At 63.5% G+C, this 24,470-nt stretch carries 28 protein-coding genes and 2 pseudogenes; 24 read left to right on the top strand and 6 right to left on the bottom strand.

Features of this window, described 5'->3' with window-relative positions:
• Positions 1–84: 84 nt before the first annotated feature.
• On the top strand, positions 85–375 hold the full coding sequence (locus tag CAF53_RS00465; protein ID WP_197707319.1) for a hypothetical protein: 291 nt from the start codon (positions 85–87) through the stop codon (positions 373–375).
• Between the two features lie 138 nt (positions 376–513).
• Here the strand turns inward: CAF53_RS00465 and CAF53_RS00460 are convergent, their stop codons facing one another.
• The 3 genes from CAF53_RS00460 to CAF53_RS00450 are packed head-to-tail and all read right to left on the bottom strand — an operon-like array spanning position 514 to position 3,970.
• Positions 514–1,518, bottom strand: a complete 1,005-nt coding sequence (locus CAF53_RS00460) for a tyrosine-type recombinase/integrase (RefSeq protein ID WP_024310637.1) — start codon at positions 1,516–1,518, stop codon at positions 514–516.
• Positions 1,515–2,429 (bottom strand): tyrosine-type recombinase/integrase, encoded by a 915-nt coding sequence (locus tag CAF53_RS00455; RefSeq protein ID WP_011540751.1) that lies wholly within the window; start codon positions 2,427–2,429, stop codon positions 1,515–1,517. The genes CAF53_RS00460 and CAF53_RS00455 overlap by 4 nt, the downstream gene beginning before the upstream one ends.
• Positions 2,423–3,970 carry a tyrosine-type recombinase/integrase gene (locus CAF53_RS00450; RefSeq protein ID WP_011540750.1) on the bottom strand — a complete coding sequence of 516 codons (1,548 nt, stop codon included), beginning with the start codon at positions 3,968–3,970 and terminating at the stop codon, positions 2,423–2,425. Before CAF53_RS00450 ends, CAF53_RS00455 begins: the two co-directional genes overlap by 7 nt.
• Before the next feature lie 116 nt (positions 3,971–4,086).
• On the opposite strand from CAF53_RS00450, the pseudogene CAF53_RS00445 reads away from it, so the two are divergent.
• The 22 genes and pseudogenes from CAF53_RS00445 to CAF53_RS00345 form a co-directional block, all read left to right on the top strand.
• Positions 4,087–5,871 (top strand): annotated as a pseudogene (locus CAF53_RS00445) (strawberry notch C-terminal domain-containing protein); the annotation flags it as partial.
• Positions 5,871–6,908: a toprim domain-containing protein gene (locus CAF53_RS00440; protein ID WP_006022617.1), complete on the top strand. Its 1,038-nt coding sequence runs from the start codon at positions 5,871–5,873 to the stop codon at positions 6,906–6,908. The pseudogene CAF53_RS00445 and the gene CAF53_RS00440, both read left to right, overlap by 1 nt.
• A gap of 308 nt (positions 6,909–7,216) precedes the next feature.
• On the top strand, positions 7,217–8,140 hold the full coding sequence (locus CAF53_RS00435) for a DUF2493 domain-containing protein (protein ID WP_006022616.1): 924 nt from the start codon (positions 7,217–7,219) through the stop codon (positions 8,138–8,140).
• Positions 8,141–8,273: 133 nt separating this feature from the next.
• Positions 8,274–8,678: a hypothetical protein gene (locus tag CAF53_RS00430; RefSeq protein WP_137903083.1), complete on the top strand. Its 405-nt coding sequence runs from the start codon at positions 8,274–8,276 to the stop codon at positions 8,676–8,678.
• 178 nt (positions 8,679–8,856) lie between these two features.
• On the top strand, positions 8,857–9,024 hold the full coding sequence (locus CAF53_RS27445; RefSeq protein ID WP_006022614.1) for a hypothetical protein: 168 nt from the start codon (positions 8,857–8,859) through the stop codon (positions 9,022–9,024).
• 142 nt (positions 9,025–9,166) lie between these two features.
• Positions 9,167–9,607 (top strand): hypothetical protein, encoded by a 441-nt coding sequence (locus CAF53_RS00425; RefSeq protein ID WP_006022613.1) that lies wholly within the window; start codon positions 9,167–9,169, stop codon positions 9,605–9,607.
• A 581-nt stretch (positions 9,608–10,188) separates the two neighbouring features.
• Positions 10,189–10,512 carry a DUF736 domain-containing protein gene (locus CAF53_RS00420; protein WP_006022612.1) on the top strand — a complete coding sequence of 108 codons (324 nt, stop codon included), beginning with the start codon at positions 10,189–10,191 and terminating at the stop codon, positions 10,510–10,512.
• 184 nt (positions 10,513–10,696) lie between these two features.
• Positions 10,697–10,951, top strand: a complete 255-nt coding sequence (locus tag CAF53_RS00415; RefSeq protein WP_006022611.1) for a hypothetical protein — start codon at positions 10,697–10,699, stop codon at positions 10,949–10,951.
• 101 nt (positions 10,952–11,052) lie between these two features.
• Positions 11,053–11,319, top strand: a complete 267-nt coding sequence (locus tag CAF53_RS00410) for a DUF2285 domain-containing protein (protein ID WP_024343455.1) — start codon at positions 11,053–11,055, stop codon at positions 11,317–11,319.
• Positions 11,320–11,430: 111 nt separating this feature from the next.
• Entirely contained in the window at positions 11,431–11,739 is a 309-nt protein-coding gene (locus tag CAF53_RS27940; protein ID WP_006022609.1) for a DUF6499 domain-containing protein, read from the top strand.
• Positions 11,663–12,205: a DUF2285 domain-containing protein gene (locus tag CAF53_RS00400; RefSeq protein ID WP_242443340.1), complete on the top strand. Its 543-nt coding sequence runs from the start codon at positions 11,663–11,665 to the stop codon at positions 12,203–12,205. Before CAF53_RS27940 ends, CAF53_RS00400 begins: the two co-directional genes overlap by 77 nt.
• 139 nt (positions 12,206–12,344) lie before the next feature.
• On the top strand, positions 12,345–12,626 hold the full coding sequence (locus CAF53_RS00395; protein WP_006022608.1) for a helix-turn-helix domain-containing protein: 282 nt from the start codon (positions 12,345–12,347) through the stop codon (positions 12,624–12,626).
• A gap of 18 nt (positions 12,627–12,644) precedes the next feature.
• On the top strand, positions 12,645–13,805 hold the full coding sequence (locus CAF53_RS00390) for a replication initiator protein A (protein WP_006022607.1): 1,161 nt from the start codon (positions 12,645–12,647) through the stop codon (positions 13,803–13,805).
• Positions 13,802–14,440, top strand: coding sequence for a ParA family partition ATPase (gene parA, locus CAF53_RS00385; protein WP_006022606.1), 639 nt, complete (start codon positions 13,802–13,804; stop codon positions 14,438–14,440). The genes CAF53_RS00390 and parA overlap by 4 nt, the downstream gene beginning before the upstream one ends.
• Positions 14,437–14,691 (top strand): hypothetical protein, encoded by a 255-nt coding sequence (locus CAF53_RS00380; RefSeq protein WP_006022605.1) that lies wholly within the window; start codon positions 14,437–14,439, stop codon positions 14,689–14,691. The genes parA and CAF53_RS00380 overlap by 4 nt, the downstream gene beginning before the upstream one ends.
• Complete coding sequence (locus CAF53_RS00375; RefSeq protein ID WP_006022604.1) at positions 14,688–15,209, top strand: DUF2840 domain-containing protein; 522 nt, start codon at positions 14,688–14,690, stop codon at positions 15,207–15,209. Before CAF53_RS00380 ends, CAF53_RS00375 begins: the two co-directional genes overlap by 4 nt.
• 17 nt (positions 15,210–15,226) lie before the next feature.
• Positions 15,227–15,751, top strand: a complete 525-nt coding sequence (locus CAF53_RS00370) for a S26 family signal peptidase (protein WP_210323756.1) — start codon at positions 15,227–15,229, stop codon at positions 15,749–15,751.
• A 70-nt stretch (positions 15,752–15,821) separates the two neighbouring features.
• Complete coding sequence (locus CAF53_RS00365) at positions 15,822–16,169, top strand: DUF736 domain-containing protein (RefSeq protein ID WP_006022602.1); 348 nt, start codon at positions 15,822–15,824, stop codon at positions 16,167–16,169.
• A 111-nt stretch (positions 16,170–16,280) separates the two neighbouring features.
• Entirely contained in the window at positions 16,281–16,946 is a 666-nt protein-coding gene (locus tag CAF53_RS00360) for a lytic transglycosylase domain-containing protein (RefSeq protein WP_063830810.1), read from the top strand.
• Between the two features lie 244 nt (positions 16,947–17,190).
• Positions 17,191–18,930 (top strand): VirD2 family relaxase/mobilization nuclease, encoded by a 1,740-nt coding sequence (locus CAF53_RS00355; RefSeq protein WP_033965849.1) that lies wholly within the window; start codon positions 17,191–17,193, stop codon positions 18,928–18,930.
• Between the two features lie 24 nt (positions 18,931–18,954).
• Positions 18,955–20,943, top strand: coding sequence for a conjugal transfer protein TraG (locus CAF53_RS00350; RefSeq protein ID WP_006022599.1), 1,989 nt, complete (start codon positions 18,955–18,957; stop codon positions 20,941–20,943).
• A gap of 7 nt (positions 20,944–20,950) precedes the next feature.
• Positions 20,951–21,322: a CopG family transcriptional regulator gene (locus tag CAF53_RS00345; RefSeq protein WP_100236969.1), complete on the top strand. Its 372-nt coding sequence runs from the start codon at positions 20,951–20,953 to the stop codon at positions 21,320–21,322.
• A 98-nt stretch (positions 21,323–21,420) separates the two neighbouring features.
• Here the strand turns inward: CAF53_RS00345 and CAF53_RS00340 are convergent, their stop codons facing one another.
• Positions 21,421–22,500 (bottom strand): transposase, encoded by a 1,080-nt coding sequence (locus CAF53_RS00340; RefSeq protein ID WP_100236968.1) that lies wholly within the window; start codon positions 22,498–22,500, stop codon positions 21,421–21,423.
• Positions 22,501–22,570: 70 nt separating this feature from the next.
• Between CAF53_RS00340 and CAF53_RS27935 the strand changes: the two are divergent.
• Positions 22,571–22,684 (top strand): annotated as a pseudogene (locus CAF53_RS27935) (CopG family transcriptional regulator); the annotation flags it as partial.
• Positions 22,685–22,765: 81 nt separating this feature from the next.
• On the opposite strand, the gene CAF53_RS00330 reads toward CAF53_RS27935, so the two are convergent.
• The gene (locus CAF53_RS00330) at positions 22,766–23,404 is read right to left on the bottom strand and encodes a response regulator (RefSeq protein ID WP_006022597.1); all 639 of its coding nucleotides are present in this window, start codon (positions 23,402–23,404) and stop codon (positions 22,766–22,768) included.
• Positions 23,401–24,420, bottom strand: coding sequence for an ATP-binding protein (locus CAF53_RS00325; RefSeq protein ID WP_197057830.1), 1,020 nt, complete (start codon positions 24,418–24,420; stop codon positions 23,401–23,403). The genes CAF53_RS00330 and CAF53_RS00325 overlap by 4 nt, the downstream gene beginning before the upstream one ends.
• Between the last annotated feature and the right edge of the window lie 50 nt (positions 24,421–24,470).

The following is a 24,470-nucleotide window of genomic DNA, read 5'->3' as shown; positions in this document are numbered from 1 at the left end:
GCCGCTTTGCGGGGCCGCGCCGCGCTCCTGCGCATTATCGCGACCTCGCGATAAGCCATCATCCACAACCATCTCGATGCGGCCATGCAGGCGGCCAACATCACCGGCTCGACCGGGACGTTGAACCGCCAGGCCAAATCCGCCGCGCGCTCCGCCTTCGAAAGCGCCAAGCAGCGTTTCTTCGGTCATCTGCTAACATCGATGAAGACGCCGACGTTGATCCGCTCGATCGCGGCGGACCTGGAGGCCGGGCATTCCGCGGTCATCCAGATCGTCTCGACCGGCGAGGCGCTGATGGAACGGCGCTTGGCCGAAGTTCCGACCGAGGAGTGGAATGACATTCGCGTCGACATCACGCCCCGCGAATACGTGTAATGTGGAGCTCCACATTACACATATTCTTTGCAGTCGCAGTTTATGTCGAGCGTGGCGGCGAGAGACGCAGGTTTCCTTCGGTTTTCCATGATTTCACTCCAGATAATATGCGGGTTAGAGGGAGTGTTCGAAGACGGGTCAGGCCCGCCTTCGAACGTCGGTGAGCATTGTGATCAAGGCGTCGGAAGGCGGCTTGAAGCGCCCCGGCTTGATCGCAGGGGCACCGTGGGCTGCGAGAATCTGCAGCTTCTCTTCGGGATCGGCGCGCAAGTAGGTCTCGGTGCTCTGGATACTGGCGTGGCCGAGCCATAATGCGACCTTGCGAATGTCCCCCGTCGCCGCGAGCGTGTGCATCGCGCAAGAATGACGAAGCACGTGGGGTGTGACGCGCTTCCCAAGGATCGACGGCTGCTTCGTCGCTGCCGTCTTGACGTGCTCGGCCAATCGGAACGCAAATCCGTCGCGGGTCATCGGCTGCCCGTTGGCATTGAGGAAAATCTCGGTGACCTCAACTTGAGGCCGGATCGCAAGCCATGCGCGCAATGCGATCTGGGTCTCCTTCCACAGCGGCAGGACCCGTTCACGTCGCCCTTTGCCCATGATGTGCATGGTGGACAGGGAGCGGTCCGGGAAATCGCCCAGTTGCAGCGTTACGAGTTCCGACACCCTCAGTCCGCCAGCATAGGTAAGATGCAGCATCGCGCGATCACGGGTGCCGAGGCGTGTCCGGGGATCGGGTGTATCGAGCAAAGCCTTGATCTCGGCCCGGTCGAGGTAATCGATCAGCGCCTTGTCTGTCTTCTTGGTCGGGATTGCTCTGACACGGAGTGCCTGATCGAGGCAGGCTGGAATCCGGTACTCGATGTATCGGAAGAAGGATCGGATCGCGGCGAGCCTGCCATTGCGGGTCCGCACGCAGCTGCCGCGGCCGATCTCCACATGATCGAGGAAGGCCATGATCATGTCTGTGCCGAGATCCTCAACCTCGAGATCGGTCGGTCGGCGCTTCAGCCGATCGGCAGCGAACTGGACGAGGAGGACGAAGCAGTTGGCATAGGTCTTCACCGTGTGCGGGCTGACGGCGCGTTCGCGCGGCAGATGTTCCCGCAGATATGCCGAGAGATGGGGAGCAAGCGCCGTCATGCCGCTTCTCCTTGAAAAAGTTGCTCGCTTGCAGCCGCAATGTCGCGCAGCAGCACTGGCGTGGCTTCGAGATACCAGTACGTGTTGGCGATCGACGCGTGCCCCAGGTAGACACTGAGACCGGCCATGTGGTGGGCAATGGCCTCCCTGTCACGCGGGCAGGACTCAAGCGAGCGAACAGCGAACGTATGTCGCAGATCGTGGAGTCGCATGCCTGCCGTACCGGTTGCTCCACGATATCCGAGAAGCCGGGCCAACCTGACGAACACGACGTGGGCGCGCACCTTGTGCGGCGCCCGCCCCCGGATAGTGACGAACAGGTCATTACACTTGGCCGGGTGCTTCGCGCGGATCGCAATGTAGGCTTCGAGTGCTTGGCGCGTCGATGGCTGCAAGGCGATCAGTCGCTGCTTGCCGAACTTGCCGTTGCGGACGACCAGCCCATCCTCGACCAGATCGTTGCACTGTAGCGCGAGAGCCTCGGAAATCCGGAGACCTGTCGCCGCGAGCAGGCCGAACAGGTAATGGTACGTGTATGGGCTAATCGTGCCATGGGGCGGAACGTTCAATGCCGCCGCCATGATCGCCCGCACCTGGTCCGCTTCGATTATGGTCGGAGTGGGACGTGGCCGCTTCCCCCGGCCGAAAACGCCGACAGGCGGGACTTCGTTGTCTGGGTCCTCGGCATGAGCGAAAAGGCTGAAGTTACGAGCAGCGTCGTACCTATGGCGAGCCACGTTTTGCGAGCTTGCCGTGTGGCACCAGTCGTAGATGCGCTGCACTCGGGTGTGCCGGTCACCGAAGCGTTCAGCGAAAGCGGCGTATTGGCGCAGCAGTCGTTCCTGTTCCGAGAACTTCCGCCCCAAGCTGCGATACAGCGAGACGTATCTGGCAATCTGCGTGCTCAGCATGACGGTTCTCCCGGCCATGGCTGCGCGATTTTCATGAGCATCGGCAGGTCGACCTTGGCGTAGATGGCGGTGGTCTCGGGCGAGCTGTGGCGCAGGATCGTTCCAACGGACTCCAGCCCTGCGCCCGCGCGCAGCAAGTTGGTGGCAAGCGAATGCCGGAAAATGTGCGATCCGGTCGGCACGCCTTCGATCCCGCCGCGCTCATGCGTGCGTGCAACGATGCCGGCGATCTCCGCCGATGAGCGGAACGAACGGAACGGGGCTTGCGCGCGCACGAACAGATGCGGATCGGCGGTCTTGGGACGCGCCGTGGCAATGTAGTCCAGGATCGCGTCACCGACGTCCTGAGGCAATGGCAGGCGATCAGGCCGACGCGTCTTGCCCTTGACCGTCAGGTGGCCCGAGCGCCAGTCGATATCGTCGAGGTGCATATCCCGAATATCACCGGCACGCAGGCCAAGCCGGGCGAGCAGGAGAATGATGGCCTTGTCCCGAACTTCCACCGGGCGATCAGTCGGACATGCGCCGATGATCTGCTCGATCGTTGCCGGGTTAACGTGCCGGGGCAGCGTCGAAAGACGGTAGCGTTGCACTGATGGGATCGCGTGCAACAAAGCTGGACGGCAAATACCCTGCACGACCAGGAACCGAATATAGCTCCGTATTATCGTGACGAGCAGTGATGCCGAACCCGGCGTCTCCTTGCTTCGTTGTTGAAACGCCCGTCTGAGGACGGCTGCATCCCATTGTGAAGGCTCGCCGAGCATAGGCGCGAGCCGCCTGATATCGGCCCGGTAGCGCCGGATCGTCTCATCGGTCGCGCCGCGGTGTTGCTTGAGCCATGCCAGATATGCCGCCATGTGCGGGTCGTCATCCGACACCAGTTCGACTGAAGGGATGACACCGCGGTCGCGCAAGAACTCGACGAAGTGCCGAGCGCCTCGCCGCCGCCGCTTCGCGCCCGAGGCAACAAGCTTGCCTCGCTTGCGCCAGACCGGACATCGACAATCATGCGCGCCGTACTGGTCGATGATCGTGTCATCGATATCGGCCCATTGTCGTCGCGCAATGCGAAGCCAGGCCGCGAAATGCTCGGCCTCGGATCGATAGGACTGGGCCGGTCCTTGCGCGAGTTGCAAGCGATCGATCCCATCGAAATAGTCGGCGAGGTGCCGTGGCAGATCGTCGATCCCGTCGTCGACACCGACGTAGCCTTGATCCTCCAGGAAGCGGACGAAGCGCCTGACTCGCGCTGCAATGTCCGCCTTATAGACTGGCTGCTGCGCCGAATACCGGTGGCAACGGCACCGATGCTTCTCGAACCGCCGAACGGTCCGATCGTCGATCGTGCGGATCGCGATCCCATGCAGTTCCATCCAATGCAGGAAATGACGGGCCGCAGCGCCAAACAGAATCGCACTGCCTGACCTCTCGTCGAGCGACAGAGAGGAGAGGAATGCGGTGAGTAGAGCGTCGTGACTGGGCGGGTCTTCGACCCGGAGCCGGGCCGCTCGAAACGACAATAATGATCTTGATCGCATGTTGGTTCCTTCGACTTGTTCAGGTCGAGGGAACCGTAATTATCTGGAGTGAAATCATGGAAAACCGAAGGAAACCTGCGTCTCTCGCCGCCACGCTCGACATAAACTGCGACTGCAAAGAATATGTCCTCGATTATCTCGCCCATTCCTTCCCGGTGCAGCTCTACGAGCCCTTCAGCGACGGCGAGGGCAATATGTCCTCGCGTCCGGTCTTTCGCGACGGCCAGCCGGTCGAGAGCCGCGAGGCGGTCGCCCGCCGCACCGAGCTGATCGAGAAACTCGCGAGCCTTCCGCCGGTGCCGGGCGCGCTCGACCAGATCGTCCAGCATTTCGGCGCGGACGTGGTGGCCGAAGTCACCGGCCGCTCGCGTCGTATCGTGCGCAAGGGACAGCGCCTTGTGGTCGAGACCCGCGCGGCGTCCGCCAATCTCGCCGAGACCCAGGCCTTCATGGACGACATGAAGCGCGTGCTCGTGTTCAGCGATGCCGGCGGTACGGGCCGCAGCTACCATGCGGAGCTGTCGGCACGGAACACGCGGCTTCGCGTCCACTATCTGCTTGAGCCGGGCTGGAAAGCCGACGCCGCGATCCAAGGCCTCGGCCGCACCCACCGCACCAACCAGGCGCAGCCGCCGCTCTTCCGTCCGATCGCGACCAATGTGAAGGCGGAGAAGCGCTTCCTATCGACCATCGCGCGCCGGCTCGACACGCTGGGCGCGATCACGCGCGGACAGCGCCAGACCGGCGGCCAGGGCCTGTTCCGACCCGAGGACAATCTGGAGAGCCACTATGCGCGCGATGCGCTTCGCCAGCTCTACATCCTGATCGTCCGCGGCAAGATCGAAGGGTGCTCGCTCCAGCGGTTCGAGGACACGACCGGCCTGAAGCTGATGGACGACAACGGCATCAAGGACGAGCTCCCGCCGATCACAACCTTTCTCAACCGCCTGCTCGCGCTCACCATCGACCTGCAGGACGTCCTGTTCGCCGCCTTCGAGCAGCTTCTGACCGCCAAGGTCGAGGGCGCGATCGCCGCCGGCATCTACGACATCGGACTGGAGACGCTGCGCGCGGAGAGCTTCGTCGTCACCGATCGCCAGACCATCTACACCCATCCCGGCACCGGCGCGGAAACCAGCCTGCTGACCATCCAACAGCGCGAGCGCAACCGGCCGATGACCGCCGAGGAGGCGATGGCTTGGCTCGACGATCCGGTCGCCAAGTTGCTGGTCAACGAGCGCTCCCACCGCGCCGCGGTTCAGCTTCCAGCGCCTTCGCTGATGCTCGACGACGGGGAGATCGAACGCCGCGTGCGGCTGATCCGGCCGATGGAGCAGCATCACGCCTCCATCCGCATGATGGACGAAAGCCATTGGATCGCCGCCAGTCGCGCCGAGTTCACCGCCGCCTGGAACGCCGAGATCGCGGAGGTGCCAGCCTATTCCGATTCCACGATCCACATCGTCGCTGGCCTGCTGCTGCCGATCTGGAAGCGGCTGCCCAACGAGTCGAGCCGTGTCTATCGGCTCCAGACCGATGACGGGGAACGGATCATCGGCCGCCGCGTGTCGCCCGCATGGGTCGCCAACGCCACGACAGTCGGAACGACGAACCTGTCCGCCGACCATGCCTATGCCGCGCTCATCGAGGGCAAGACAATCCTCGATCTCGCCGAAGGCCTCCAACTCCGTCGCGTGCGCGTCATGGGCGCCGATCGCATCGAACTCTCCGGCTTCACCGACGCGATGCGCGAGCGCCTGCGCGCCTTTGGCCTCTTCAGCGAGATCATCTCGTGGAAGCTCCGCTTCTTCGTGCCCGTCGGCGCGGACGGCGCGACCATCATCGGCAAGCTGATCGGCACCTACCCGATCCAGCGCGTCGGCGAGCGGGAGGCAGCGTGATGGCCCGTCTCGACGCATCCGATCTCGCGCAACGTCTCGGCCGACAGGCCGAGGCGGTGTGCCGCCATTATCTCAGCAATGGCCACCGTCAGGGCAACTACTGGCAGGTGGGCGACGCCCGTAACACTAAGGGCCGCTCGATGTACGTCCGGCTCAAGGACTCGCCCAAAGGCCCCGCCGGGAAATGGACTGACGCCGCTACCGGCGAGCATGGAGACCTCCTCGACGTCATCCGCGAGAGCTGCGGCCTCATCGACTTCAAGGATGTCGCCGACGAGGCTCGGCTCTTCCTCAGCATGCCACCACCAGCGCCGGAACCCTCCGCCTTCCAGCCGCTGGCGCCCGCACCACATGGATCGCCCGAAGCCGCACGGCGCCTCATCCGCATGTCGCAGCCGATTGCGGGCACAATCGTCGCGGCGTATCTCCGGCAACGCGGCATTACGGATCTCCGTGGAGCCGGAAATCTGTATTTCCACCCGCACTGCTATTATCGCCCGGACGAGCATGCGCCGACCGAGACTTGGCCGGCCATGATCGCCGCTGTCACTGACCTCGACGGCATGATCACCGGGGCGCATCGCACCTGGCTCGACTCACGACGCCACGACAAGGCGCCATTCGAAACCCCGCGCCGGGCGATGGGCGATCTCCTCGGCAACGCGGTCCGCTTTGGCGCTGGTGGCGAAGTGATGGCAGCCGGCGAAGGCATCGAGACGGTCCTTTCAATCCGCCAGGTCGTGCCCAACATGCCGATGGTGGCGGCGCTCTCCGCGGCACATCTCGCCGCCATCCTGTTCCCGGACACGCTGCGGCGGCTCTACATCCTGCGCGATGACGATCCGGCAGGCGATGGTGCGCGTGACAGCCTGATCGAACGGGCGAACGCGGCCGGGATCGAGGCGATCGTGATCTCTCCACAGCTCGGGGACTTCAACGAGGATCTCCGCACCCTCGGCATCGCGACATTGCGCAGTCAGACTCGGGTACAGCTCGGGCCGCAGGACGTCGCACGCTTCATGGCGCTGGCGGCATAGCCGGTAAGGAAGCGGCAGCGGCCCCGCCGCCGTACTCGCTCAGACGCAGCGGATCGGAGAGGACCGCGCCTCGGCCTTCGAGAGGGCGATCGGCCCACAGGCAGGCCGGCCCGGCAATGGCTGCGGCCGACTATTTTCCGGCGCGGCCCCAAGGGGCCGCTTTCCATCGCGAAACAAAATAGCCGGCCTCCGCCATCCTCCGCTGACGCTCCGGCCCTCGCTCGCGCTCCGGGTGCAGGGCCGCCCCGCCGGTGTGCTTCGTCGCCATGAAGGCCGCGACGGTCGCGGTCCATCCGACGGAGCATCCGATGCGCGATCTCGACGACTACGAACCGCACCACGAATCCTCACCGACTGACCACGTCCTCAACGAATTGCAGCTCCACGGCTACCGGCCTTTCGCCGACGAACCCGATCAGCGGCTTCTGCCGGACGGCAACGCGGTCGCGGGCGCGGTCGCCGACATCTTCGACGCCCTGATCGTGACCCTGGAGGACACGCGCCTCGAACCCGACCTCGACGATCTCCTCTGGTCGACCGTGAACGTCTTTCATCGCGCCGCCGAACGGATCAACCGCGAGCTCGACGACAACGAGCAGGCCCAAAAGCGCTCCCAACGCGAACAGGACGGCAGCGAGGTGAAGTCGGTCGATCTCGAGCGCCTGATCGCCGAGGGCAAGACACAGGTCGAACGCCAGACCGCCTTCGAACTGATGCGCGACCAGGCCGCCGAGCACTACGAACGCCAGGTCGGCAAAGCCTGGCTCCCGCGGTCAGGATCGAAGGTCAATCATCGCAACCTCACCTCGGCGATGATCGACAGCCGCGACTTCATCATGGCGAAGAAGCGTGCCGAGCAGGAAGTGCTCCTGCCGCCTGGACCGAAGATCGCCGTCACCGGCGGGCTCGATTTCGACAACCATCACCTCATCTGGGCCAAGCTCGACCAGGTTCACGAGAAGCACCCCGACATGGTGCTGATCCACGGCAAGTCGCCGAAGGGTGCCGAGAAGATCGCTTCTCTCTGGGCCAGGAATCGCAATGTCCCACAGATCGGCTTTGCACCCGACTGGACGAAGCACGGCCGGGCAGCACCCTTCAAACGCAATGACGAGATGCTGCAAATCCTGCCGAAGGGCGTGCTGCACTTCCCCGGCACCGGCATCAATGACAACCTCGCCGACAAAGCCAAGAAGCTCGGCATCCCGGTGTGGAAATTCGGCGGCGCGTAAGCGCCGCCGCATCGGGCACCTGCTAAACGGCCAAGCCTATGGCATAACGCAACGAATGCAGCGACTGAAGCCACTCCCGAAACCGGCACGTTCGGACGCCGTTCTCGCTGCGGTTTTCCTGGAGAATGCCACCGTGAAGGCTGCAGCCGCCGAATGGGCGGCGGATCAAGGATTCGACAATCAAGCCCTTCATGCGATTGCAATTGCCATCGAACTCCTCCTCAAATCCTATCTGCTTAACGTCGCGACCGATGATGTTTGGAACCGCGCGAACATCGGGCACGATCTCGCCAAGGCACTCCATTATTCGGCTCAAGCCGGCTTGGTGCCTCCTTCACGCATCGAGTGGATTATCAGCCACCTCCATCCGCATTTTCAGCGTGGCGGGTTTCAGCGCGAGCCGTCGAGGAAATGGCCACCAGGCTTTGCGGATGACGCAGGTGAGGTCGCACGGCAGCTCGCGCAGACAGTACGGCTTCACCAACGTCACGGCCACATCGACTCGGCTTCCAGCCCGGAGAAGACCACTCCCCGCTGAATGGCGCTGGTCCTTGGTCCAGCCGATGGCCTGACGCCATCAACCCGTAAAGGGTCGGACTACGCATAGCGTGCCGCCGCGCCGGCGTTGCCTGCGCGGTGATTGCGGCCATCGGCCGAACACATCGGGCGCCTGTCAGCGGGGGGATGGTCCTCCGCTCGAAACAGGAGCCGGATCGATGTCCTTCCCCGACGCACACGCCTTCGCCTTCAGCCTCGCCACCACGCTGATGGCCGTCATCGTCATCTTCCGCGCGGGCGACGGCACTCTCTCGGTGACACCCGCAAACGAATACGACGGCGACGTCTCGGAGATCGTCCACGAGGTCGATCCCTTCGCGCCATGACGGCGCGCCACCCTTCCAGGCGACGCGGAGACCCCTGCGGTTTCCGCTCCCGACGGAGCACAGCTTTTGCTATGCTCCCGAATGCGCCGTGGTGGTGGTGGAAGGCGCGACCGTCAGAATTTGCTCTTTCGGAGACACCACCATGATTATCCTCGGCATTGTCCTATCCTTCGCAGCCATCGGCATCTTGTGCTGGTTGCTGTTCACGCTCGCGGTGTTCGCACTGCCATTCTTCGCGGGCGTGACCGCCGGCACCTGGGCCTATGACACTGGCGCGGGCTGGCTCGGCGCCATCCTTATCGGCATGCTCGGCGCCGGCCTGACGTTGGGCGTGGGGCAGCTCTTGCTTGGAATTGTCCGCCCGCTCTGGGCACGCCTGCTGATCGCGCTGGCATTTGTCGCACCCGCGGCGATCGCCGGCTTCCACGCCACGCATGGCATCGTGAAACACACCATGCCGTCGGAGACCTGGCAGCTCGTGTTCTCCGTCATCGGTGCGGTCGCGGTCGGCGTCACCGCGTTCGCGCGCGTCGCTGGGATGGCAAGCACCGGCCCGTCCAGCCAGGGCATTGCACCAGCCTGACACCACGACGGAACCGTCGCCGGGACGACCAGTCGGGGGTTTCAGCCCTCAGCGTTGTGCAGTTGGAGAGGGAGCCGCGTCACCGGAACCTGACTGAAGCCCATCGTGCGGCCGCCTCAACAGCGCCCGGATTTCTGCTCGGCGCCTCTGTGCGCGGGAACGGTGCAACACGAAGTCGAGGGCGTCATCTCCACTGGCCGACTTCGAAACGAAAGCTCGACCCTCGCCTGTACAAGGGGAGGACGGGTCGCAGATGATCTTCAGCTTGCGCCGTCTGCTGGTTGCGACCGGGTCGCCATGATCTTCCGTTCCTGATTGTCTCCAGACCGCTCCGAACGGCCTCTCCAATGGCCTGATCTGACCGAAGGACGGCTGCGCCTCGACCGCCTATGCCGCAACGGCGCGTCCCGACTTTCTTCCCCTGCCGGCCAAGGCCGTCATTCCTCGCGAAACAACAAAGTCGTTCCTGCCATCCTCCGCGTTGCTCCGGTCGCAAGCGATGCGGCGTCGGTCGCCTCCGGCCTGTCGATCGCCATCGAGGCCGCAATGGAGCGGTCCCGAAAACGAAACGGAGACTTACAATGGCGACCATCGGCACCTTCAAGAAGACCGGCTCGAACGAGTTCACCGGCGAAATCGTAACCCTCAGCGTCCAAGCCAAGGGCGTGCGCATCGTCCCCGACACCCGCGCCACCGGCGAGAACGCCCCCAGCCACCGGGTTCTGGTCGGCCGCGCGGAAATCGGCGCCGCCTGGTCCAAGCGCTCCAACGAGGGCCGCGACTATCTGGGCCTCAAGCTCGACGATCCGAGCTTCAACGCCCCCATCTACGCCAACCTCTTCGACGACGAGGACGGCGACACCCACTCGCTGATCTGGTCCCGCCCGACCCGCCGCGGCGACTGAGCCCCGAGCAAGGCCCCGGCCGAACAGGCCGGGGCCTTTCCACTGCTAGCGCGAATCACTTCGGCCGCCCGGCGAGGGCACCGCCAGCCCTGAGACGCCGATTACCCTCGCAATGGGCGCAAAGAACGACTATTATAGTCGTAGTTCTGGCAAGCGTGTGTCCGTCGGTGGGAGGTGATCATGCATGATCACCGCCCGACAATCGCGGGCCGCACGCGCGTTGCTGGGGTGGACACAGGAGACGCTCGCTGACAAGGCCCGGACATCGCTAACCGCGCTCAAGCGCCTTGAGTCCGAAAGTGGATTAGAGGTGTACGAGTCGACGCGCGATCAGGTGCGAAGGGCGCTTGAAACAGCCGGTATCGTCCTGCTTTCCACCGACAAGGGCGAAGGAGTGCTGCTGCTCCATGAGCGGGACGACCGGCCGACGAGGCGTTAGCAGCGCCGTGATCGCGTGGCGCACACCATCCATCGCACGTTGTCACAGTAATGCCGGGCACGAGTGTTAACGAATGCTTTCCGCGCGAATATAGTCGCCTGATGGAATCCGCGATGCCGCCGTTTCTCGATGCGCCTCCGATCAGCCAGACCCTCACGGCCTATGACCGCGAGCATATGGTTCTCTATCTGCGCCTGCTCGATTCCTCGCGCGACGGAGCTGATTGGCGCGAAGCCGTCCAGATTCTCTTTGGCCTCGATACGGCACGTGAGCCGCAGCGGTGCCGCCAGGTCCATGACACGCATCTCGCCCGCGCGCAGTGGATGACCGAGCACGGCTATCGAGACTTGGTCCGCTCCGCACAGTGATCGCCGCGATGCCGTTTCGGCACCACCCTTTGCCGGCCCTCTGACTTCCACTGAACAACCCAGCCGGGAATCCTGACTCTCCCACAAATTCAAAGACTAGGGAGGATCGCGATGACACCAGATGCTTCCGGCTGGCGTTCATCGGAACGCTATGCGCACGTCGCCGACATGACCGCGTCCGACGTCGCGTGGGAATGGCTGCGCCGCAACGAAACCTACGACAGGGATTTTCAAGCGCTCGGCGACAGCGAAAGTGATCTGCGCACGCTGACCGACGGGATCGGGCAGCGGTGGGGGTTGCGATTTCCCCGTAGACCCGATGCAGGCACCTCCCGAAGCGCAGGTGATCTGGCTTCCCCAGGAAGACACAAGCGCCATCGTTCTTGGCCCACCTCCGGATATTCCGTCCGCAAGCGCTGATCCCCAACCGACGATCGACGCCGCCGTAAGCGTCGATGTCGGCAGCGAGACCCATCTGGTTCTCGATCTCGGAAACGGTCAGCGCGTAGCGCTTGTTCATCCGTCCGAGACACGACCCGCCAAATCTCTTGGCGCCTTCATCCCGCTCGGCCTGGAAGGCTTCGACCGGCTCCAATCGGTCGCCCGCTTGCTCTCCGCCCTCCATGGCCGCGCCATACCGCCCGACACCCGACTGACACGGCAGCAACGTGCTCGGCTGTTCCGGATGCTGCAGGCCTTCGACGGTCATCGCGCGGGCGCGACCCAGCAAGAAATTGCGCAGGTCATATTTCGGATCGGCGCTCTCGGTCGCGACGACTGGCAGGCATCTTCCGCCCGCCACGCCACCAAAGCCCTGCTTCGAGATGCCCGCGCGATGATGGTGGGTGGGTATCGCACGTTGCTTCGTCATCGGCGGCAACTTTAGCCGATCTCCATCCGACTCTTGGTGGGCGAATTTAGGCCCCCCTGAATTCGCCCTGCATCTCGCCGGCCCTGCTTCGCCAACGTGGCCTTCGTTACCCGCCGCTTCCCGGCGGCCCCAACGAACCCACGGAGGCCCTCCCATGCGACCTGATCTCGCCGTTCTCCCGCCGCGCTACCTGCGCACCAAGGAAGCCGCCGAATTCCTCAGCCTATCGGCCCGCACCCTCGAAAAGCATCGGACTTACGGAACGGGTCCGGCCTATCGCAAGCTCGGCGGTCGCGTCGTTTATGCGGTCGACGATCTTGAGGCCTGGGCCGAGCGCGGCGCCGTCACCTCCACCTCCGATCCGCGCGGCAGCGTGCTTCCGGCCAAGCGCCATACGCCTGCGCCGCCGGCACATGCCGGACGATACGCGCGCTGATCGCCCCCGGATTCCCGAATGGCGGCGCGACACCAGTCCCTCTCGGAGCGCGGGCAGCTCGATCTGTTCCGTGCGCTCCCCGGCGAGTTCGCAGCACGAGACGCACAGGATCTCATGGCCTATCCGTTTTTCTCCCTCTCCAAATCGCACCGCGTCGCGCCGATCGACTTCGCCGCCGGCAATGTGTCGATCCGCGTCGAGGCCGTGCCCGATCACGGCATGGCGACCATTTGGGACGCCGACATCCTGATCTGGGCGGCGAGCCAGATCGTCGAGGCGCGTGACGCCGGCCTGCGCACGTCGCGCCTGATGGTCGCCACGCCCTATGAAATTCTCAAATTCATCGGCCGCGGCACGTCCTTACGCGACTATCAGCGCTTGAAGGCCGCGCTCGATCGTCTGCAATCCACGACGGTCTGCACCTCGATCCGCCAATCCGCCGAGGGCCGGCGTCATCGCTTCTCGTGGATCAACGAGTGGAAGGAGCGCACCAACCGCAACGGCAAGCCGGACGGGATCGAGATGATCGTCCCGGACTGGTTTTATCAGGCCGTTCTCGACGATGCGCTCGTGCTGACGATCGACCGGGCCTATTTCGATCTCACAGGCGGGCTCGATCGCTGGCTCTATCGCCTGGTGCGCAAGCACGGCGGGCGCCAGCGCAATGGCTGGCGATTCGACTTTCGCCACCTCCACCAGAAATCCGGCGCGTTGTCACCGTACAAACGCTTCGCCTTCGAGCTGCGCGACATCATCCGTCGCCAGCCGCTTCCCGGCTACACGCTGTTCCTCGAGATCGAGGCCGGCGGCCGAACGTTGCTCGCTTTCGAGCGGACGCCGCCCTGTGGAAAAGCTGTGAAAGGCTTCGTGCCATCGGGAACCCGAAAGCGCGTGCCATCAGGAACCGGCCCCTCGTGCCAACGGGAACCGAAACACGGCCTAACCCACGACAGCAGAACCGAAAATCGCCTCGCTAACTTAGAATCTAACAGAGAATCTAACTTTGAAGAGCGCGCGCGAGAGGTGGAAAACCTCGTCCGGCAGGCCGCGAACGCGCTAAGCGCCGCTGGCAAGCGGCGCACCAGCAGCGCCGCTCTTACCAACGCTGGCGCGGCGAGAAACGGGACCTCCGGCCCTCCGCAGCTTCCCTTCGGTCCACGCCCGGGAGGCCGCCGATGATCGTGGCCTTCCTCAACCAGAAGGGCGGCGTCGGCAAGACGACGCTGGCGCTGCACCTAGCCGGCGAATGGGCCGGTAGGGGAAAGCGGGTCACGCTCGTCGATGCGGACCCCCAGGGTTCGGCGCTCGACTGGTCGCAGCAACGCGCCCGCGAGCACGCGCCGCGCCTGTTCGGCGTCGTCGGCCTGGCGCGCGACACGCTCCACCGTGAGGCGCCCGAGCTGGCGCGCGATGTCGATCATGTGGTGATCGACGGGCCGCCGCGCGTCGCCGGGCTGATGCGATCCGCGCTGCTCGCCGCCGACCTCGTGCTGATCCCCGTGCAGCCGTCGCCGCTCGATGGTTGGGCCTCGGCCGAGATGCTGGCGCTCCTGTCGGAGGCGCGCATCTATCGGCCGGAGCTTCGCGCTCGCTTCGTCCTCAATCGCTGCGGCGCGCGCACCGTGATCGCCCGCGAGACGGCCGAGACGCTCGCCGACCACGATCCGCCAGTGCTGCGCACGGCGATCGGACAGCGCGTCATCTACGCCGACGCCGCGCAATCGGGCCGGCTCGCTTTCGAGATCGACGACGACGGACCCGCCGCGCGCGAGATCGCGGCGCTCGTCACCGAGCTCGAAAGGATCTCACCATGAGCGAGCGATCCGAACGGCGCGGCTTTGCGGCACGTCCGACCAATCAAGAGGCCTGGATCAAGGCCGCAGATGCCACCGCGCCGCGCGCGCCGGACGATGAAGCCTTCACCGCCCGCATGACGATCGACGTCACGCCCGCCTTACGTGGACGGATCAAGATCGCTGCCTTCCGGCGCGGCGTTACCGTTGCCGACATGCTGCGCGAGATGCTCGCGCGCGAATTCCCACACATCGAAGGAGACCCCTCATGACCGGCGCCGCGGCCCCCCGCGCGCGCGGCGGCCCGACGCCGACCGCACGCCACCAAGACAATCTCACCCATGTCGAACTGACCTGGGTTGAGAAGAAGATCGAGAACTGGATCCGCTTCGGCACGCACGCCCACGAACAGATTCTCGATCGCCGTCGGCGTGTCCTGTCTTTTCGCCCCGGCGCGGTCTTCGCCTTCGTGCGCTGGGCCTCGAATGACTTCGGAACGATCATCTCGCGCATCGACGTCGTGCGCTCGGTTGCGCGCGGCGAGACGTACCAGACGCTGCCTTTCGTTCGTCCTGGCGGCGAAATCCTGCTGAAGGTCGAGAGCTGGCCCAGGGTCGAGCGCGTGCTGCAGGCGATCGACGCCATCGAGCGCATCGGCATCGATCCCGAAGCGGTTTCGCCCGATCATTGGCGTCACGTCCACAACCGGCTCGCTGCTGGACACGAGCCGCGCACCTACACGCTCGACCATCATCGCGCATTCCTGCTGCGCCGAAAGGCCGAGTCGTGAGCCGCGCCGGACTTCTCCTGGCGACGACGCTCGCCGCGCTCAGCGTCGGCTATCCCGGCCTCACGCCGATGCCCATCAAGCTGATCTGGAACGCATCGGCGAGCGCGCCCATCGGGTTCTATTCGATCGACTTCGACGGGCCGCTCGACGTTACCGATCTCGTTGCGGTCGATGCGCCCGAGCCGCTCGCGACATTCCTCGCCGAGCGCGGCTACCTGCCCAAGGGCGTGCCGCTGATGAAGCGCATCCTCGCCGTCTCCGGGCAGACCGTTTGCCGTTCGAACCTCACTATCACCGTCGATGGTGTGGAGGTCGGTGCGGCACTGGAGCGCGATCGCGCAGGCCGCGATCTTCCCGTCTGGCAAGGCTGCCGCCGGGTCCAGACTGGCGAAGTCTTCCTCATGAACTGGCAGGTCCGCGACAGCCTCGACGGCCGCTACTTCGGCCTGATCTCGACCGACCAGATCATCGGCCGTGCCGTCCCACTGTGGACCGATGAAGACGGCACCGGCCGCTTCGAATGGCGTGCGCCGACACGCTGACCGCCTTCCCATTCGGCGGGAGCGGTGCTCGCCGATGGCTGTCCCAATCCCCACCGCGAAGGAGACTGACATGCCCCAGATTGGCGAATTCACGCGCGACGAGACCGGCTTCGTCGGGCATCTGACGACGCTGGTTTTGAACCAGGACGTCATAATCATCGCAGCCGAACCGACCGAGGTTGAGAACGCACCGCAGTATCGCGTGCATGTCTTCGACGGCATGAACAATGAGCCGGGCGCGGAGATCGGCGCCGGATGGAAACGCTCCGGAGAGAAGGCCGGCGAATACGTCGCGCTGCTGATCGACGATCCGACATTCCCGCACCCGATCCGCGCCAACATGTTCCGCGACGACGATGGCGGCTCGGCCTGGTCGCTGCATTGGTCGCGTCCGCGCGATCGCGGCGAGAAGGACTGAGCGATGCTTGGCTCTCGTCAACCGAGGAGCCGTTCGATTGCGTCCGGGCCGCGCTGCGCTGCCCGGCGCATGGCTCTCCTCCTCCTTTCCGGCCTTAGCCTCGCGAGCATCATGCCGGCGATCACGATGGCGCAGGACTTGGGCGCCGATCGACCGTCGCCACGCGATCCCTATGGCGATCATATCGCCGAGGCTTCGCGGCGCTTCGGCGTTCCGATCGCATGGATCAGGGCGGTGATGCGTGCCGAAAGTGCAGGCGATCCACGCGCCCTTTCGCCGAAGGGCGCGATGGGCCTGATGCAGATCATGCCGCCCACTTGGGCAGGCTTGCGCCTTCGCCACCGTCTCGGCGCTGATCCTTATGATCCGCATGACAACATCATCGCCGGCGCCGGCTACATCCGCGAGCTGTTCGATCGCTACGGATCGCCCGGCTGGATCGCGGCCTACAATGCCGGTCCTGGTCGTTACGAGGACTCGCTGAAGGGCCGGGCGCTGCCCGCGGAAACGCGCGCCTATGTCGCCATCGTCGCGCCGTCGGTGACCAGCGGCGATGCGACTTGGCCGATCGTGGCCGCCGCGGCCGATGCACTCGCCTGGACACGCGCGCCGCTGTTCATCGCGCAAGCTGAGCGCATATCGATACCCGTTCCCGTACCGGCCGAGCGCGCTTCCGATGCCGCGATGACGACATCGTCCGTGCGCGATGTTTCCGCCATCGAGCCGCAGTCGGGCGGGCTGTTTGTCCCGCGTTCGGGCCAAAGGAATGCGCCATGAGCAGCCCGGTTCCTGATCGCACGATAGCGTGCTCAAGCGCGTCATGGTGTGCGTTGAGGGTAGAGGCAGGCAACACGACCGGACGATGGCAGGATAAAAGGCCGCGAGGTGCGGCTTGGGTCGGTTGTGGTTTTTCAATAGGTTATGAGGCGATTTCGCGATGTGCGGGATTTCCCCGCACCTCACGACTACGCCGATTTTCCTGCGATTTCCTGTGCTTGGCGCGATGTGCGAGGCATCAGCCATGACCGGCGACAGTGATTTCCGCATCCGGCCGGGCCGCATCCGCTCGACCCGTGCGCAGCAGGCTCGTCCCTTCATCGCGCAGGCTCTCGCCGCGGCGAAGAAGGCCGGGGCCGGCGTCTCACGCTCCGGCCGGATCGTGTCCGGCAACCGCTCGCGCTTCGGGCGGGGCCAGCGTGCGAGCATCCAGGCGAACCGGCTGCTCACCGCGCGAACGCGCGGCGCTGTCATCAAGGCGCGCGTCGTGCGCCAGACATCGCGCTCGGCGCCGCTCGCGACCCACCTCAATTATCTGCGCCGCGAAGGCGTGACCCGCGATGGGGAGAAGGCCCATCTCTTCGGTCCCGGGGGCGACGACGCCGATCCGAAGGCCTTTGCGGAACGGTGCCAGGACGACCGCCACCATTTCCGGTTCATCGTCTCGCCCGACGATGCGCCCGACATGGCCGACCTGCGGTCCTTCACCCGCGATCTCGTCACGCAGATGGAAAAGGATCTCGACACCCGCCTCGATTGGGTGGCGGTCGACCACTGGAACACCGAGCATCCCCATGTCCACCTGATCGTGCGCGGGGTCCGTGACGACGGGCAGGACCTCGTCATCTCACGCGACTACATCAAGGAAGGAATGCGCGACCGCGCGCGTGACCTCATCACGCAGGAATTAGGGCCGCGCACCGACCTCGACATCCAGCGCAGCCTGAAACGCCAGGTCGATGCCGAGCGCTTCACGCAGCTTGACCGCCAGCTTATCCGCGATGGCCATGCCACGGGCGTCATCGAGACGGCGATCGATCCGAACGTCCGGCTCGACGAATTTCATGCGCTGAAGGTCGGACGGCTCCGCAAGCTGGAAACACTCGGCCTCGCCGAGCAGGTCGGCCCCGGTCAATGGGCGATCGACACGAAGGCCGAGGCGACTCTGCGTGAACTCGGCGAGCGCGGCGACATCATCAAACGCATGCACCGGGCTTTGACGGATCGCGGCATCGAACGCGGCTCGGCGGGCTATGTGCTCGCGGCCGAAAGCCTCGATGCGCCCGTGATCGGCCGATTGGTCGATCGCGGTCTTGATGACGAGCTGAAGGGCTCCGCCTACGCCGTGGTCGACGGCGTCGACGGCCGCACCCATCACATCAAGCTGCCCGATCTCGAAGCCGCCGGTGACAGCGCGGCGGGTTCGATCGTCGAGTTGCGTGCGTTCGATGATGCACAGGGACAGCGCCGGGTCGCAATCGCCGTCCGCTCCGATCTCGATATCGATCGTCAGGTCACGGCAACCGGCGCGACTTGGCTCGATCGGCAGAACATCGCGCGCGAACCTGCCGCCCTGTCCGAGGCCGGCTTCGGCGCCGAGGTACGGCAGGCGCTGGATCGACGCGCGGATCATCTGGTCGGACAGGGCTTCGGCGAGCGACACGGCCAGCGTGTCACCTTCAATCGCGGGCTGATCGACACGCTGCGCCGTCGCGAGCTGGAAGCGGCCGGCGAAAAACTCTCCGCCGAAACAGGCCAGCCGTTCAATCGCGCGGGAAGCGGCGAGTATGTTGCCGGCACCTACCGCCAGCGTTTGGCACTCGCCTCCGGCCGCTTTGCCATGCTGGACGACGGCCTCGGCTTCCAACTCGTGCCCTGGTCACCCTCTCTGGAAAAGCACCTCGGCAAGCATGTTTCCGGCGTCGCCCGCGATGATGGCGGCATCGACTGGAGCTTTGGCCGCAAACGAGGGCTCGGCCTCTAACCTCTCTCCGAAAGGACCGTTCCAATGTCCGCCACGAAGATCCTATGGGGCCAGATCCTCACCGTTTTCCTGATCGTCCTCGCCACCACTTGGGGCGCAACGGAATGGGTGGCTTGGCGATTGGCGTTCCAGCCGGAGTTGGGCGCGCCGTGGTTCACGCTGTTCGGCTTTCCTTTCTATCTGCCACCCTCCTTCTTCTGGTGGTGGTACGGCTTCGACGCCTACGCACCCGCGATCTTCGTCGAAGGCGCTTTCATCGCGGCGTCCGGTGGCTTCATCTCGATCGCCGTCGCCATCGGCATGTCGGTCTGGCGTGCACGCGAGGCCAAGAAGGTCGAGACCTATGGCTCGGCGCGTTGGGCCGAGAAGAAGGAGGTGGAGACGGCCGGCCTTCTCGGTCCCGATGGTGTCGTGCTGGGACGCTACGAGCACGCTTATCTGCGCCATGATGGGCCTGAACATGTTCTGTGCTTCGCGCCCACCCGAAGCGGCAAGGGTGTTGGCCTCGTTGTGCCCTCGCTGTTGACCTGGCCGGGCTCGGCGATTGTTCACGACATCAAGGGCGAGAACTGGCAGCTCACCGCCGGCTTCCGCGCCAGGCACGGCCGCGTGCTGCTCTTTGACCCGACCAACACAAAATCCGCTGCCTACAATCCTCTGCTCGAGGTGCGCCGCGGCGAATGGGAGGTTCGCGACGTCCAGAACATCGCCGACATCCTGGTCGACCCAGAAGGGTCGTTGGACAAGCGGAACCATTGGGAAAAGACGAGCCATGCGCTGCTAGTCGGCGCGATCCTCCACGTCCTCTATGCGGAAAAGGACAAGACTCTGGCCGGCGTCGCGGCGTTCCTCTCTGATCCGAAGCGACCAATTGAATCCACCCTCGATGCGATGATGAAGACGGCGCATCTCGGCGACGCCGGACCGCATCCCGTGATCGCCAGCGCCGCACGCGAGCTCCTCAACAAATCCGACAACGAACGCTCAGGCGTGCTCTCTACCGCCATGTCGTTCCTGGGACTCTATCGCGATCCCGTCGTCGCCGAAGTGACGCGGCGCTGTGACTGGCGGATCTCCGATATCGTGGGCGGAAAATACCCGGCAACACTCTATCTCGTCGTGCCACCATCCGACATCAACCGCACCAAACCGCTTATCCGACTGATCCTCAATCAAATCGGCCGACGCCTGACCGAGGATCTGCAAGCAAAGGGCGAACGCCATCGTCTCCTGCTGATGTTGGACGAGTTTCCGGCGCTGGGGAGGCTCGACTTCTTTGAGTCAGCACTGGCCTTCATGGCCGGCTACGGTCTGAAGAGCTTCCTGATCGCGCAATCCCTAAACCAGATCGAAAAGGCCTACGGGGCGAACAATTCGATCCTCGACAATTGCCATGTGCGCGTCAGCTTCGCGACCAACGACGAGCGTACCGCCAAGCGCGTTTCGGACGCCCTCGGCACCGCCACCGAGATGAAGGCCATGAAGAACTATGCCGGCCACCGGCTGTCCCCCTGGCTTGGCCATCTGATGGTTTCGCGCTCGGAAACAGCTCGGCCACTGCTCACACCTGGCGAAATCATGCAGCTCCCTCCCACCGACGAGATCGTCATGGCGGCGGGCACGCCGCCGATTCGTGCGAAGAAGGCGCGCTATTACGAGGATGCTCGGTTCAAGGAACGCCTGCTGCCGCCGCCCGCGCTCACAACGTCGCAGCAAGGACAGCCCGACGATTGGACCACGCACCAGTTGCCAGCCCGACCACAGATTGCCGAGGCCACCTTGCTAGCGCAGCCCGCCGATGAAGATCCAACCGAGTCGGAACGCCGCCAGCAACCGGAACTCAATCGGGTGAACCCCGTCGAGAAGAAAGTGCCAATCGACAACCCGTTCGAGATCGATACCGATCGGGACGAGTCTGACGACGATGCCGTGCGCACCAGCCGTATGAACCGGCTCATGCAGGGCGTCGCGCGCCAGGTCTCGCTCGACCCCGGTGACGGCATGGAGCTGTGAGACGCCCGTGACGAAACCACCCCGCAAGCAACGCCTCTCCGTCTATCTCGACCCCTCTGTCATGAACCGGCTCGCAGATCACGCCGCGCGCCGCGACCATTCGCGATCGTTGGTCGCGGAGGCGGCGATCGAGTCATTCCTCTCACCCGATGCCGCCGAACGCCAGGAGGCCGTCATCACGAAACGCCTCGACCAGCTCGACCGACGCATGTCGCGGATGGAGCGCGATATCGGAATATCGGTCGAGATGCTCGCAGTCTTCGTGCGCTTCTGGGTGACCACCACACCGAGTTTGCCAGAACCTGCTGCGCAGGCCGCGCGCGCCAAAGCTGGAGACCCGCAAAAACCGGGTAATTTCTGGCGAAGCGGGCTGGTTTGATGACGTCGAGGCTTCGGGGCGCAAGAACGGCATCGTTCGGAGCGATTTCCACGATGCCTGGCGTTGTTTTCGCCGGTTTGGCTGGCTTGCAGACAGAGTCAGCCCCTGCATTCCCGGCGTTCGTGGAAGATCAGGCGGTTGAAGTTGTAGGCCAGGTTGCAAAGGGTCAGTTTTGCCTCAGCGCGGGCCAGGCCGATGGTGCGGATGAACAGGTTGAACCGGTTCTTCTGATGCGCGAAGACATGCTCGACATGTGCACGGATCGAGGATTTGGCGGCATTGGCCCGTGCGGTTGCCTTCGACATCGGCTTGCCCATGGGTTTGCGGCGATGAATGCGGGACGTGAGCATCTGATCCGACAACCACTTCTCGTTGCGCCTGGATCGATAGGCACTGTCAGCCCATACCTCGGAACTGGTATTGTCCGTGCTGACGACCTGTCGGAGAAGACGCCCGTCCGCCGCTGACGCCGAAGTCACCGCCATGCCTCGGATGAAGCCGAAGCGTCGGTCGATGCTGATGTGAGATTTATAGCCGAAGACCGGCAGGGCGATCATGGGGAGCGGCGTCCCATCCGCCCGATACCGAACTTTCCCGCCGACCTTGAGGGTCCAGCGGGCGTCGGTATCTTTCTGTGCTGCCTTGTTCGGCTCGTCCGGCCAGATATCTCTGGCGCTCTTGCCCGACTTGATCGCTTCACGTTCGCCCTCGGTGTTCCGCTGTCTTGGTGCAGGCACCAGCGAGGCGTCCACGATCTGCCCGGACATTGGAATGTAGCCCTTCTTCTGGAGTTGCCAGTCAAAGGCCTTCATCACCCGCTTGAGCGTTCCCGTCTCGGTCAGGCGATTGCGAAAATGCCGGATCGTGTTCTCATCCGGCGTGCGATCCCCAAGCGACAGTCCCAGAAACCGTAGCCAACTCAGCCGATCGCGGATCATGAACTCCATCCGGGCGTCTGATAGATTATGCTGCGCCTGCAGGATCAGGGCCTTGAACATCATCACCGGATCGAAGGGTGGGCGTCCGCCTTTGGCTCCATCGCCATAACCAAGTCCTTCGACCAGCCACGCCCGGAAATACTCGAAATCCACCGTCTCCTGCAAAACCTCAAGCGGATCGCCCTCCTTGCTCAATGCCTCAAGGTGATCGCTCAAACTGAACAGGGACTTGGGATCCATAGCTGGCCTCCGTGATCGCGCGCCCTCAGTGAATCATTATAGCCGTCCAAACGCTACCGGTTTTTGCGGGTCTCCAGCTGGCGAACGCTATGATCAGTTTGTCACAGCTCTCGGCCGCCGTCTCGCGAAGGGCCCGAAGCTTCATCAGGAGATTTCTGAGGACGTTGATGGCGAGGCAGAATAGCTCGTCAGATCGCGCACGCTCCTGCGTGAGCCCAAGCTGCTCTCCAAGGCCGCATTGAAGTCAGCAATAATCGACTGCCTCTCAATCCCTTATTCTTTCCAATCTCTCGGACATCCGCCCGAGTTCAAGCAAGGATGCCGCCTCCATCTTCCGCATGATCTGCGCCCGACACACCTTCACCGTGATTTCGCTGAGTGCAAACTTCGCAGCAATTTGCTTTGTGAGTTTTCCATCAAGTATCATGTCCATAACTTGGCGCTCGCGAACAGAAAGCGAATCGTACCGCGCGCGAAGATCAGCTGTCATTGTCTTCTCGTTTCGTCGGATTTGCGAAGTCTGGAGACCGAGATAGATCGCATCAAGTAGGTCTTGGTCCCTAAACGGCTTGGTCAGAAATTCGATCGCGCCAAACTTCATAGCCCGGACCGACATCGGGATATCCCCGTGCGCCGTAATGAACACGACCGGGATCTCCACACGCGTTCTGAAAAGCTCTTGTTGGAAATCCAAGCCGTTCTGACCCGGCATTCTAACGTCCAATACCAAGCAAATCGGCGTATCAGGAATCGACCACGCCAAAAACTCGTGCGTAGACGCAAAGGTGTGAATATCAAGTCCGACAGAACTCAGGAGATTTCTGAGCGCTTCACGCACGGAAAGATCATCGTCGACGACGGCTACCGTGCCGCCCACAACGACGGGCTGTTTCGACTGTCTCATAGTATTTTCTCCCTGTCGCCAGGCAGAGTAAAACAAAAGGTAGCGCCGCGCGGATTGGTCGGCTCAGCCCAAATATTACCGCCGTGAGATTCAATAATTGATCGGCATATTGAAAGTCCAATTCCCATGCCATCGCTCTTGGTGGAGTGAAAGGCATCGAAAAGATGCCTTACGAAGCCAGGATCGATACCGCCTCCCGTGTCTTCTATCGTGATCATCACGCCGGACGCGCTTGATTTAGCGGAGTTTATTCGAATCTCACGAACACTGCTCTGCAGCGTACCCATCGCATCTATCGCGTTCACGAGAAGGTTGAGTGCAACCTGTTGAAGTTGAATACGATCACCGAAGATCATGGGCAGATCACTCGACAGGTTCGTATAAACGGAAACTCGGCTTTCTCGGAAACGGCTTTGCAAAAGCCCCAGCACCTCTCTGATTACGACGTTGATCTCAATCCAGGACCTCTTTGGTTCTGCACGCATAGACAGCGCTTGGACGCGCTTGATGATTTCACTTGCTCGGTTTGCGTCGCTGACGATGCTATCTATCGAAGACGCGGCTTTTTCTAGGTTCGCGGGATCTCCGTGAATCCAGCGTGTACATGCATTGGCGTTGGTCACGATTGCGGCGAGCGGCTGATTGACCTCATGGGCGATTGAGGCAGCGATCTCGCCGAGAGTCGTGATCCGAGCGACGTGCGCAAGGCGGGTCTGCGCCTGTTCGGCCGCCACACGAGCGGTCTCCATCTTGACAGCGAGATAGGTCGTTGCCGCGATCGCCAGCAGGCTGATCGAGGTGTTGACGACTCCGGTTCCGAAGCTTCCACTCGGCGTCAGGATGTAGCTCGCGATCGTCAACGCGATGCATATTCCAGAGACCGTGCCCATGCCCCGCGTGTGGCTGAAGCGAGCCGACAATAGAACGACAATCACATAAAACGTCGCAGCGGATATCTCGTAAGGGGTTATGGTGTCGATGATGAAGATGCCGATAGTGAGGATGCCGATCAGCAAGGGAAGCGTTCCAGACCTAACGAGGCGCCATAGCCCATCGATGAACGTCA

Origin of the sequence: Sphingobium sp. LB126 (assembly GCF_002795205.1) — a bacterium.
Taxonomy (GTDB): Bacteria; Pseudomonadota; Alphaproteobacteria; order Sphingomonadales; family Sphingomonadaceae; genus Sphingobium; species Sphingobium chungbukense.
Note: the sequence above shows the minus strand (reverse complement) of the source record. Positions and strands in the feature narration are given on the sequence as shown.